The organism is Lysinibacillus sp. FSL M8-0216, from assembly GCF_038595555.1.
GTDB lineage: Bacteria > Bacillota > Bacilli > Bacillales_A > Planococcaceae > Lysinibacillus > Lysinibacillus fusiformis.
In genome coordinates this window covers 2,563,797-2,575,959 of sequence record NZ_CP152007.1, presented here as the reverse complement: position 1 = coordinate 2,575,959, position 12,163 = coordinate 2,563,797, and the positions used below count along the sequence as shown (strand labels likewise).

Here is a 12,163-nt window from a genome sequence, read left to right as displayed (position 1 = left end):
GAATTGACTAGCTGGTTGGGGGGAGTCATTTTTTCCGAGAAATTTATCTTTACATTCAAGTTACTTTAAGGTTTAACATTAGACTTAGGTAGATGGTAATTTGACTGAATTCATGAATATACAGCTTTTTTCTGAAAAAACTGGTATTTTTAAAAGTGCATTAAGGTATTATGAAGCAAAGAATTTACTTTTACCACGAGAGAGAAGCACAAATGGTTATCGGATATATTCCAATGATCAAATCGCGACAGTAAAGTAGATTTCAAGTTTACGTTTAGCTGATATACCAAAAAGTTATAAAAGTTTATTTAACAGAAAACGATGAAGCAAAACAAAAGCAGATGATGGAGAATTGGATTAATAATATTAACAAGAAAAAGGACTTTTTAACGGTCAGCCTACGCTATTTAGAAAGTGATTCTATAAGTAGGGAGATTTATCTAACAGAAAAAAGTGCAGAACAAATTATTTGGTATAATGCAGAATCTAAAGTAGGAAAATTTAAAGAACACTTTTTGCGTAGAGGGAATGAAATAAAAAATATAAAAATTCCTATTAAAAATTGTTACTGAAATAAGTATCTGGTAATGAATTTATTAAAGCACAAATTGGTTTTGGTATCCCAATTGATTTAGAAATAAATACTTGATCAGAAACAGCCTTTATAGAACACATACCGCAATGCATCTGCATTGCAATGTCTTACCAAGATTCCATCTCAACAATTCAAATTGGTTACAACAAATTATTACACTATGCTTCCGAAAATGAATGGACACCAACGTCTTCAATCCTGGAGTGGTGTCATGGTGTGGATTTTACTGAATTAGATTTGTTAATGTCAGTTACTCAAATTGTAAGGAGAGGAGTATGAGACAGGGAAGAGTTGATAGTAAGCGTTGTAGAGTTAAAAGGTAGCTATCCTAATATAGGATTGAAACAAAGTAAAAAAATTAAAACATCCATGTTGTTAGAACAATTTAATTTGCTTCAAACGTTAAGTACTAATTCTAATTCAACAAAGGCTCAGGAAGTACTAAAGACTGTTTACCAGGTATTTTAGAGGAACTTAAAGGTATGGCCAATGGGCTAGAGATGGAGTTAGACCTTATCGTGAAGTTTTATAGCGGATATGATGTTTCTTTTCCACCGATGGGATGTACTACATCATTACATACAGTTGTCTATTCGCCAAAAGATTTATCCCTGATAATTGGTGTAGGAGAGAATTGTGCACCAATTATGGTTTCGTTAAAGGATTATTTGGACGAGACTTTAACTCTTCCTGCTGTTATTAAAGGAAAAATTAATATAAACGGATTTCTTTGGATTTCTTATTTCAGCATTAGCAGTAGGTGCCATTTTGAATGTTAGAGATATTATAGAAGAAAGAAAACTTAGTTGATTGATGAATATTAATAATACTTTTAATTGCTGACGGGAGCACCAATACATAATCATTGGGCATGTATTGGTGCATTTAATTTATTGCATTCAGTTTACATAAGATATTTAATTGTAACTAATATTAGTGTACGCATTGTTACTATTAATTTTCTAGGGTGCATGTTTAAGGCAACTATTCCTATTTAGTAGTAGCTAAGATACTCTACTTACTTCAATATATCGATACATGCCATTTAGCATTACAGGATGATCTTTTTCTATTTTTATCCGATGTTTGTTTTGATTAATGAGCTCTTCAAAATTCCTACCAATATCGGTTCCTAACAAGCTGATAAATGGGCGTAATAGCTTTTTTGTGAATGTGATTTTTTGATTTTTAGGAGCAAATTTATCAAAAACTAGAATTTTTCCATCCTTTTTTAAAACTCTGATCATCTCTCCAAAACACTTACTCCCATCAGGAACGACCGAAAGAATTAAGCTAGCTACAATATAGTCAAAGGTTTCATCTTCAAACGTCATTTTTTGAGCATCCATTTCTAAAAAATGAATTGTAGAGTTCTTGAATTTATTTTTAGCTTTATTTAGCATGTCAGGAGAATAATCAATGGCTGTAATATCATATTTAGCGTAATCAATTAATTCTAAATCCGCTCCAGTACCAATGCCCACATACAATATTTTTTGTTTGTTTTTAAAAGGTACTTCTTGAAAAATCCTCTTTCTAGTTTTTAAAAAAATACCTGTGTTAAAAAATTTATCGTAGAAGGAAGAGCCCAGTTTGTAAATTATCTTGTTCCATGTATTATTCAATTTGTCATCCCATCTTTCAACAGTAAAATTAAAGCATATAAACTCTTAAAAACCTGTAAAGCCTCCAAAAATAGGTGTAACCCATGCAATAATTTTCGTCATCATGTCAAAATATAATAAAACGCCCATTAAAATCATAATCCATCCGCCAATGATCTTAAATTGATGGCTTCTTCTTTGGAAAAAACGCAATTTGCCTATAAATAGCGACATCAATAGAAATGGAATTGAAAAACCAAGTACATAAATGAGCATGTATATTAAGCCTTTATCAGGGTTTGATAGCCCTAAAGCCATTACACCAGCTAATATAGGACCCGTACAAGGTGTCCAGCCGGCAGCGAATCCTATCCCTATTAAAATCGAACCTATGTAACCACTTGGTCGGTTTTTAAACTGGTATTTCTTTTCAGAGAGTAGAAAATCTAACTTTAGGATGCCAACGCTTATTAGCCCAAAGAATACCATAATGATGGCACCGATTTGTCTCAATAAATCTTTATATTGGATAAAGAATGTCCCTATAAACGAAGTGGAGAGACCAAGAGCTAGAAAAATCATAGAAAAACCAAATAAGAATAAAAGTGTGTTTTTTATTGCATGTCTACTTAAAATCCCTTTGTTTTCTTTTAATTCATTTAACGATACACCTGTTATATATGAAAGAAACGCGGGATATAACGGTAATGAGCAAGGGGATAGAAAAGATAATAATCCTGCTCCGAAGACTAGTAATAAATTAATCTCATTTTGCAAAGATCACTCCACCTCTCGTTTGGCTCTGGACATAGCTATCATGCTAATAGTTATGAGCGTAAAGGCCGTTAATGCAAGGAAGGGGATCGTTACAAACCCAAACCAATTAATATATTGGATATTACATGGTACACCACTTACACATGGTTTAAATCCCCCAAATCCAGGGATTTTCTGTTCAAGATAGTGTATAAGAGATATACAGCCTCCAATAATGGAAAGAGGTAAAACAAATTTTCTCGCGGTTACATCACGTTGAAACATCGCAATTCCCAAAATAAAAACAAGCGGATACATGAAGATCCTTTGATACCAACACTTTTCACAAGGGATAAACTCTCTAATTTCACTAAAGTATAAGCTACCAAAAGTAGCAACTAATGAGACTAGCCAAGCAAAGTAAAGTAGATAAATGTCTTTAGAATTTCCTTTTATCACTTTATTCATTTGGAGCACTCAATTCTTCTTTGATGATTTTTTGAATTTCTGCATAATCAAATGGATCACTAATTTTTGTATCGCCAATGATAATCGTTGGTGTAACCCCGACTCCGTGCTTTTTATATAAAGTAGTATCTGTTTCCACTTGTGGCATTGTCTGTTCTTGTTCCAAGTCCTGTGTTAATTTTTCAGGTGAAATGGATGGCATAGTGCTGGTAAGCTCTAATAACTTTTCTGTTGTTACCCATAATTCATCATGCTTTGCTGTTTCTGGTTGGGAGGAGAAGAGCGTTTTATGGAAATCCCAATACACATTTGGGTCTTGTTGATAAACAGATTCGGCTGCCAAAGCAGCTAAAATAGATTCTTGCCCATGGAATGGAACATTAACGTAGGCAAAATTCACATCTCCACTTGTAATATATTCATCTACTAATTTAGGAAAGACGGTATCTCCCCAAGCCTTACATGCCGGACATTTGAAATCACCGAATTCAACTATTGTTACTGGAGCATTTGATTCCCCTAAAAGTGGTTGACCTTCTATAGACGGTGGCCCAGTAGGAGCTTTCTCTGGAACAGGATCATTCTTTTGATTTAATACAACAATCCAAGCTACGAATACAAAAACAAGTAGCGTTAGGATAACAGCGATTTTTGCGCCTTTATTTTTCATGTTACATAACCTCATTTTTTTGTTTTTTGAATATTTGATAGTATGTTGTGCTAGCCTCTTAATCACTTATTAGATGTTAAAATCCTAGTTGATGTATCCGCTTTCACTTAACGGTTTAATGCATTAATAAGAGTGTTTTTAACATTCACACCTCCAATAAACTGATTATTGAAAAATTTTGACAGACATATTAGTAAGTGCTAATATGATGGACACACATATTAGTGATATCGAATATGATAATAACAAAACATATTAGCAAAGTCTAATATGAATTGGAGGAGATTTTGTGACAGATAATTCTTTAGATATAAAAATTAAATTAATTCATGGATTTTCCAATAAAGTAAGACTTCAAATATTAGATTGTATTAAAGAGAAGGAAAAGACCGTTTCTCAAATTGTTGAAGAACTAAAGGGCAATCAGTCTAACATTTCACAACATTTAGCCTGTTTAAAAGGCTGTGGCATAATTGTTGGCCGAAATGAAGGGAAGTATTGCTACTATAGTTTGAGAAATGAGCGTATTCGCGAACTTCTTGAAATGTTTGATACAGTTTTAGAAGATGTTTACTCTGATGTTGCATGCTGTGCAAATCATTTAGATTAGAGGGATTGATATGGCCGATAAATGCTGTAGTTCAAATAGTCATAATGATAATGATAAGCAGATAGAAGAGAGTTGCTGTGAGTCAAATCAAAATGTTAATGATGAGCAGATAGATAAAAGTTGCTGTGAGTCAAATCAAAATGTTAATGATGAGCAAATAGGTAAGAGTTGCTGCTCTTCCACATCATCAACAACATCAACATTAAAAACTACTAATAACAGTAACAACTCAAGCTGTAGTGAAGAATCGAGACAGACATCTATTTCACTTGAAGATATTTCAGCAAATCATAGTAACTCAAACCAAATAGAACTTGTTCATTGTCAAATGTCGTATCGGATTTTCGGAATGGATTGTGCAGCATGTGCGAAAACCATAGAGAAAGGGTTAGTTACTCTCCCAGATATTCGTACAGTTCAAGTGAATTTCAGTACTGCAAAAATGCAGGTAAGAGCGGATAATTCAGAAGCATTATTGCCTATTGAACGTACTGTAAAAAAACTAGGATTTAAGGCAGAACCCATCCTACAAAATAATCATTTAAAAACGTATGATGTAGGTGGCATGGATTGTAGTAGCTGTGCGAAAAGTATTGAAAAGCATTTAATGAGTATACCAACAGTTTCAAATGTAAACGTCAACTTTTCTACTGGAAAAATGAAAGTTGAACACGATGGAACTTCAGATGAAATTATTTCTGAAGTCTCAAAAATTGGATTTAAAGCTACTCTTGTAGAAAATAAATCCTCAAACACAAAACAAAAGCAATCGAAAACTGAAAACAACGTCATCATCTTTTCAGGAGTTTTAATAGTATTAGGGTTTATTGGATCATATACAGCTCTTCCTGAATGGCTAATTAATCTTTTTTATGGGATTGCACTAATTATTAGTGGATATAAACCAGTACGAAGTGCATTTTATGCAGTTAAGAGCCGAGCGCTCGATATGAATGTTCTAATGTCTGGTGCAGCAATAGGTGCAATGGTGATAGGAGAATGGCTTGAAGGCGCGACGGTTGTTTGGTTGTTTGCTATTGGCACTTACCTACAAACAAAATCAATCGAACGCACTCGAGATTCAATCTCAAATTTAATGGACTTAGCTCCACCAAAAGCTTGGGTTAAAGTAGGTACAGCAATTGAAAAGAAACCTGTTGAAGAAATTATACTTGGCCAAATCATTGTTATTAAACCAGGAGAAAAAATCCCATTAGATGGTGAAATACTAATGGGAGAGTCAAGTATTAATCAAGCACCTATAACGGGTGAATCTATTCCAGTAGATAAACAAATTGGAGATATTGTTTATGCGGGTACAATTAATGAACATGGTACATTGGAAGTAAAAGTAACAAAACTAGTTGCAGATACTACTATCGCTAAAATAATTCATCTGGTAGAGGAAGCACAAGAGAAAAAAGCACCGACAGAAGCATTTGTTGATAAATTTGCAAGCATCTATACACCTATAGTATTTATCTCTGCATTAGCATTGATTATTATTCCACCCATACTTGGCTTTGGAACAGCCGGCGAGTGGTTTTATAAAGGTCTTGAGTTATTGGTCGTTGCTTGTCCATGCGCATTAGTTATATCAACACCAGTCGCCATAGTTTCAGCTATTGGGAACGCAGCTAAAAATGGCGTTCTTATCAAAGGCGGGACATTTCTTGAGATTGCCGGCAAGATCGATGCCGTTGCATTTGATAAAACAGGAACATTAACAGAAGGCAAACCTACTGTATCGGATGTTCAAGTGGAAGAGATAGCTGAAGTAGAATTTCTATCACTAGCACTAACGTTAGAAGAATATTCCACGCATCCTATTGCTAAAGCCATTACAAATTATGTAGTGGACCACAATATTGAGAAAAAAATCGGGACAGATTTCAAAAATATTGTCGGGAAGGGTGTTCAAGCAAAAATTGGGGATACAATTTATTATGCAGGAAATGTGAAGCTTTTCGAGGAGCTTGGTGTTTCTTTAAATAAATTAATCCAACGTATCCATGAAATGCAAGATCACGGGAAAACAGTGGTTATTATTGGTACAGAAAAAGAGATATTAGGTTTAGTTTCAGTATCAGATATGATTCGATCGTCAACGGTTTCAACTTTAAATTTAGTGATGCAACAAGGTGTTAATCAAACTGTCATGTTAACGGGAGATAATGATGGAGCTGCTAAAATGATTGCTGCAGAAGCCAATGTTGGTCGTTACTTCGCTAATTTATTACCAGAAGATAAAGTGAATGCCATTCAAAGGCTCCAAAATGAAGGCTACACAGTCGCTATGGTAGGAGACGGTATAAATGATGCCCCAGCTCTTGCAACTGCACATTTGGGCATTGCAATGGGGGGCGCAGGTACTGATACAGCCTTGGAAACGGCAGATATTGTATTAATGGCTGATAACCTTGATAAGTTACCACATACAATCAAACTCAGTAAAAAAGCTTTAATGATTATAAAACAAAATATTATCTTTTCAATTATCATTAAGGTTATTGCGCTAATGTTGATATTCCCTGGATGGCTAACGCTATGGCTTGCCGTATTAAGTGACACTGGGGCCGCGTTGATTGTTATTTTAAATTCACTTCGATTACTAAAAACTAAGTAATATAAAGACACCAAAGAATTTACTTTGGTGTCTTTATCATGTTGGCAAACGAAAATCCAGAAATACCTGATTGACCAATATTGAGTTGAAGTATGCCTTCGCCCAATCTATAGACTAAATAATAGGAGTAGGAAATAGAAGGAACAGTTAATTATCGCTTATAGAAATTCACGGTGAAACACCAAGCCTCATTCTTCGATTCATAAAGAAATGCAAGCTGCTCTCAACATCTCCACCCATAAACAAAAATATCCAGAAGTAAAAATCGAATAGATGGAAGTCAAACTTAACTCGATCCATTAGTTTTGGGTCGAGTTTTTATTATGACTATTTTAACGAATGTTAAATTTAAAAAAGTATACAAATAAAACAATAAAAATATAATTTTAATCAATGTAATTTTATCGCTAATCAATAAATTTTGTGGTAAATTTATTATGTTATTAAATAAGTGAGGTGCTTCAAATGAATGTTAAACGAGGTTCAACGACTTTCTTAAAGGTAATTATTTTTCTCGCTGGGATTGCAATTCTCGCTTTATGTATATTTTTAGTGCCCCATATAGCTAATTTCGCATCAAGCTTGTATCCAAATTTTTCTCCAATGACATCTCTTATTTTCATCGTAATGTATGGAGCGGCTATGCCTTTTTTCTTTGCTCTCTATCAGGCTATTAAGCTTTTAAAGTATATTGACGAGGACATTACTTTCTCTGAGTTATCTGTAAAGTCATTAAAGAACATCAAGTGTTGCGCGATTATAATCAGCGGGCTGTATGCTTTAGGTATGCCAATCTTTCATTTTATAGCAAGAAAAGTTGACCCTCCTATTGGTATAATGGTGCTCATCATTATTTTCGCTTCGTTGATGATTGCTGTTTTTGCTTCTATCCTCCAACGGCTTCTACAGGAAGCCATTCTTATAAAATCAGAAAATGATTGGACCGTTTGAGGTGGATATATAGCAATTATTATGAGTATTGATATGATGTGAGCAAAATGAAAAATGAACTTAACGGAGCTTTCCAAAAAAGGTTGGAAAGAATATGAAAATCTTTCTATTGTAAAAAATGGGGAAGCAAAAGCGGTTCGCATTAGAAGCAAGACTTTGGGTTGCCAGCCACTTGATATTTTGGCGTACAAAGGTGAAGAAGACAATTAATAAAGGGAATAGGTTTTGGAACAGTCATTTTTCAGCAATCGGACGCATTTCTATAGTGAGGAAAGCGTCTTTCTTTGATCATCTAAATGGCCAAATAGTGTCGAACAATAGTCGTTGACTAAACCTATTCCTTTGGATAAAATACTTTATTAATCAATACGAAATGTACATATGGCTATGATGATAAGAAAACTTCGGTAGGTGGGGAGGGGGAATAATGCTGGGGCGGGATCTCCCATTAATGCGAACAGGTAGGATCACCATAATCGAAGAGTTTGATGTAGTTGTTTATTATTCTAAAAAAATCAAGGATTGGGGCAAATCAAATGAACCCTTTGTTTTTAGATATTCCTTTACAATTAGAAGCAGAAAGGTTAATTCTTCGTGCACCGCTTCTAACTGGAGACGGAGAAATGGTGAACCAGGCCATTAAAGATTCCTTTACTGAATTAAAAGAATGGTTGTCACTTTTCCAACAACTCCCTACAGTTGAAGAAACAGAAATCTTGTTAAGGGATGCTCATATAAATTTTTTAAAAAGAGAAAGCTTTCGTTTTCTTATTTTTGATAAAAGTGGCGGCAAGGACCTTATTGGAACTGCGAGCCTTCATGGGATTGACTGGAGTATTCCTAAATGTGAAATAGGATACTGGATTAATACCAAATATAGCGGTAATGGCTATATGACGGAAGCGGTAAAGGAGTTAGTGAACTTCGGATTAAATCACCTCGAATGTAAGAGAATTGAAATAAGATGTGATTCAACAAACTTTAAAAGTCGTTTTATTCCGGAAAAGCTTGGTTTTATGTTGGAAGGTATATTAAGGAATGAAGATCTATCCGCAGATGGCAGCAAGCTGACTGACACTTGTATTTATTCCAAAATAAATTAAATTGGTGAATTGTATCGAAAAATATCATTTGCAATTTAAATGGGGTATGAAGAAAATTTATATTGACAAAATATTTTTTTGCTGTAAAATGAAAAACAATTCAAAAATATTTGTATAGAACAAAGGCTATGAAAAGAAATAGTATCAATTATTTTTACGAACAGAAAGTTACCGGTTGATGAGAGGTGCATGTAAAACGATTGAGAATTCATCTTGGAGCTGTGTACCGAAAAGATCATTCTAAGTAGGCTACACCGGTAAGCACCCGTAATCATGTGCGAGAGTATCGTCAAATGACCGTACTTCTTAAGGTAAGTAATGTGAATTGCTTATAAATTAAAGGTGGTAACACGAGTTGAATCGTCCTTTTGGTTAATCCAAAAGGGCGTTTTTTTTTATTCCTTTTTTGAGCAAAGTATTTGAAAATCTAAACGTAATAGGAGTTAGACATTATGAAAGACAATCATCAAGATTCACAGCTAAAGCGCGGATTAAGTACACGTCATATGCAATTAATTGCACTTGGCGGATCCATTGGAGTCGGTTTATTTTATGGCTCTAGTTCAACCATCCAAATGGCTGGGCCATCTATTTTACTAGCTTATTTAATTGGCGGATTAGTTATTTTCACAATTATGCGTGCATTAGGCGAAATGGCAGTAGAGGAACCTGTTTCAGGCTCGTTCAGTACGTACGCGAATAAATATTTAGGGCGCTTTGCTGGATTCTTATCGGGTTGGACGTATTGGTTCATGTGGATTGTCGTTGGTATGGCAGAATTAACAGTAGTCGGAGTATACATTAACTACTGGTTCCCTGATATTCCACAATGGGTAACTGCCCTTGTAGTACTCGTTATAATGACTCTTGTAAACTTAGCAAATGTAAAAGCCTACGGAGAATTCGAATTTTGGTTTGCGATGATTAAAGTTGTTGCGATTATCGGTATGATCGTTCTAGGGTTAGCCATTATTTTCTTCGGTGTTGGCAACCAAGGTGAAGCAATTGGCTTCGATAATTTATGGGCACACGGTGGCTTCATGCCTAACGGTTTCCATGGTATTTTAATGTCACTTGTATTAGTTATGTTCTCATTCGGTGGGGTTGAATTAGTTGGTATTTCTGCAGGAGAAGCAAAAAATCCTAGCAAGTCAATTCCTTCAGCTATTAACAACATCGTTTGGCGTATATTAATTTTCTATATTGGTGCATTAGGTGTAATGATGATTATTTATCCTTGGAACGAAGTTGGTTCAGAGGGTAGCCCGTTTGTTCAAATTTTCGATTACGTTGGCATTCCTGCTGCGGCTCACATTATTAACTTTGTTGTCATTACAGCAGCAATGTCTGCATTTAATAGTGGTCTATACGGTTCAGGACGTATGCTACATAACTTATCGGTACAAAAGAATGGTCCAACCTATTTCAAAACAGTAAGCAAAAACGGTAGTCCACGTAGAGGGATTTTATTTTCTTCAGCGGTGTTATTAATGGCGGTTGTCTTAAACTATATAGTACCTGAAAAAGTGTTCATCTATATTTCTGCTGTTGCGACTGTTGCAGTCATAACAAGCTGGATGATTATATTATTAGCACAATTGAAATTTAGAAAGTCAAAAACGAAAGGGGAAGTAGCCGAGCTGAAATTCAAAATTCCGCTTTATCCACTTTCTACGTATATTGCCATTGCATTCTTATTAATGGTGATTGTGTTAATGGCGTTTATTCCAGACATGCGTATTGCGCTATATGTCGCACCAGTTTGGTTTTTAATCTTATTTGTTGGATACAGTATAAATGTGAAAAAATAGTTAAATCATTTTATTTAACCGATATTTTCTTCAATGGGACGTAAAACGATTGGATACAACTATCTCAAAATTAATCATTTGTATGCTCTAGAAAACGTGAATGTCCCAAAAAGAAATCAAAGTCCAAGAAATGCTGTTAAACCAACATTTCTTGGACTTTTTCTATGAAAAAAGTTAAACTTTGGAGGAACATCGCGGCAATAAAACGTATAACGAAATTAAGTTTTGATATATATCGTATTATGAAATAATGCTTTAATAAAGGAGCTGTATAAAATGGATGAACAAAAAGATACAGAAATAACACGCCCTTCAAAAGCAGAAAACATTCTATCTCAGATCAATAGTAAAACGAAGCTAGGCGACCTACGAAAAATCGCGAAGGACATTAAAAAAGACCATGAACTAGCTATGGAACTTTGGTCAACCGAAAAGTTTTTGCCTAGACTATTAGCTATTTTAATTATGGACAAAAAATGTCTTTCACATGATGTGCTAAATAAGCTTGATAAGGATATGCAAACTCACACTTTTGATGAGCGAAATAACTTAATGGATTGGTTAATGGCGAATCAGCTCACCAAAGACAAGAAGAAAATGGAGTTGATGGAGTCATGGGAGAATAGTGCTTCAACTCTTCAAAGGCGAGCATTCTGGTATTATCAAGGGCGATTGAGATGGACTGGGCAAATACCCCCTGATAACACTGCACACCTGCTATCTGCATTAGAAGCTAATATTATGCAGGAAGAACCGGAAGTGCAGTGGGCTATGAATTTCACCGCAGGATGGATAGGTGTTTATGATGAAAAGAATCGTGAACGTTGTATTAGACTTGGGGAGAAAACGGGTCTTTACAAAGATGAAAAAGTAGCAAAAGGATGTACGCCCAGCTATTTGCCAGAGTTCATTACAATTGAAGTGAACAAACGACAAAATAATTAGTTACCGCTAAAAAATAAATTAGGC

At 34.7% G+C, this 12,163-nt stretch carries 14 protein-coding genes and 1 other annotated feature; of the genes, 10 read left to right on the top strand and 4 right to left on the bottom strand.

The genetic code is table 11. The features are described from left to right. Window positions 1-112 precede the first annotated feature (112 nt). From MKX57_RS12570 to MKX57_RS12560, 3 genes are all read left to right on the top strand, one after another. A complete protein-coding gene (locus tag MKX57_RS12570; RefSeq protein WP_239354762.1) occupies window positions 113-259 on the top strand; it encodes a MerR family DNA-binding transcriptional regulator in 147 nt (48 codons plus the stop codon). 82 nt (window positions 260-341) lie between these two features. Then, window positions 342-572, top strand: a complete 231-nt coding sequence (locus MKX57_RS12565; protein WP_239354666.1) for a hypothetical protein — start codon at window positions 342-344, stop codon at window positions 570-572. Between the two features lie 505 nt (window positions 573-1,077). Next, the gene (locus MKX57_RS12560; protein WP_089987182.1) at window positions 1,078-1,374 is read left to right on the top strand and encodes a hypothetical protein; all 297 of its coding nucleotides are present in this window, start codon (window positions 1,078-1,080) and stop codon (window positions 1,372-1,374) included. Window positions 1,375-1,599: 225 nt separating this feature from the next. On the opposite strand, the gene MKX57_RS12555 is transcribed toward MKX57_RS12560, so the two are convergent. Genes MKX57_RS12555 through MKX57_RS12540 form a run of 4 tightly spaced genes read right to left on the bottom strand, consistent with a single transcriptional unit; the run spans window position 1,600 to window position 4,093 of the window. After that, window positions 1,600-2,220, bottom strand: a complete 621-nt coding sequence (locus MKX57_RS12555) for a class I SAM-dependent methyltransferase (protein WP_239354664.1) — start codon at window positions 2,218-2,220, stop codon at window positions 1,600-1,602. A gap of 45 nt (window positions 2,221-2,265) precedes the next feature. Further along, window positions 2,266-2,976 (bottom strand): cytochrome c biogenesis protein CcdA, encoded by a 711-nt coding sequence (locus tag MKX57_RS12550; protein WP_089987180.1) that lies wholly within the window; start codon window positions 2,974-2,976, stop codon window positions 2,266-2,268. 3 nt (window positions 2,977-2,979) lie between these two features. Further along, window positions 2,980-3,423 carry a disulfide oxidoreductase gene (locus MKX57_RS12545; RefSeq protein WP_089987179.1) on the bottom strand — a complete coding sequence of 148 codons (444 nt, stop codon included), beginning with the start codon at window positions 3,421-3,423 and terminating at the stop codon, window positions 2,980-2,982. Next, window positions 3,416-4,093, bottom strand: a complete 678-nt coding sequence (locus MKX57_RS12540; protein ID WP_089987178.1) for a DsbA family protein — start codon at window positions 4,091-4,093, stop codon at window positions 3,416-3,418. Before MKX57_RS12540 ends, MKX57_RS12545 begins: the two co-directional genes overlap by 8 nt. 289 nt (window positions 4,094-4,382) lie before the next feature. On the opposite strand from MKX57_RS12540, the gene MKX57_RS12535 reads away from it, so the two are divergent. The 7 genes from MKX57_RS12535 to MKX57_RS12505 all read left to right on the top strand — a co-directional run bounded on the left by MKX57_RS12535 (window position 4,383) and on the right by MKX57_RS12505 (window position 12,139). Next, window positions 4,383-4,703: a metalloregulator ArsR/SmtB family transcription factor gene (locus tag MKX57_RS12535; RefSeq protein ID WP_089987177.1), complete on the top strand. Its 321-nt coding sequence runs from the start codon at window positions 4,383-4,385 to the stop codon at window positions 4,701-4,703. Window positions 4,704-4,713: 10 nt separating this feature from the next. Then, window positions 4,714-7,329 carry a heavy metal translocating P-type ATPase gene (locus MKX57_RS12530; protein ID WP_342529388.1) on the top strand — a complete coding sequence of 872 codons (2,616 nt, stop codon included), beginning with the start codon at window positions 4,714-4,716 and terminating at the stop codon, window positions 7,327-7,329. 465 nt (window positions 7,330-7,794) lie between these two features. Further along, complete coding sequence (locus MKX57_RS12525; RefSeq protein WP_090002680.1) at window positions 7,795-8,280, top strand: DUF2975 domain-containing protein; 486 nt, start codon at window positions 7,795-7,797, stop codon at window positions 8,278-8,280. Between the two features lie 54 nt (window positions 8,281-8,334). Then, a complete protein-coding gene (locus tag MKX57_RS12520) occupies window positions 8,335-8,490 on the top strand; it encodes a transcriptional regulator (RefSeq protein ID WP_239354662.1) in 156 nt (51 codons plus the stop codon). A gap of 326 nt (window positions 8,491-8,816) precedes the next feature. After that, the gene (locus MKX57_RS12515; RefSeq protein ID WP_089987205.1) at window positions 8,817-9,383 is read left to right on the top strand and encodes a GNAT family N-acetyltransferase; all 567 of its coding nucleotides are present in this window, start codon (window positions 8,817-8,819) and stop codon (window positions 9,381-9,383) included. Window positions 9,384-9,502: 119 nt separating this feature from the next. Further along, window positions 9,503-9,754: a binding site (T-box leader), on the top strand. 81 nt (window positions 9,755-9,835) lie between these two features. Further along, window positions 9,836-11,194, top strand: a complete 1,359-nt coding sequence (locus MKX57_RS12510) for an amino acid permease (RefSeq protein WP_089987174.1) — start codon at window positions 9,836-9,838, stop codon at window positions 11,192-11,194. A gap of 276 nt (window positions 11,195-11,470) precedes the next feature. After that, window positions 11,471-12,139, top strand: a complete 669-nt coding sequence (locus tag MKX57_RS12505) for a DNA alkylation repair protein (RefSeq protein ID WP_089987173.1) — start codon at window positions 11,471-11,473, stop codon at window positions 12,137-12,139. The last annotated feature ends 24 nt before the right edge of the window (window positions 12,140-12,163 follow it).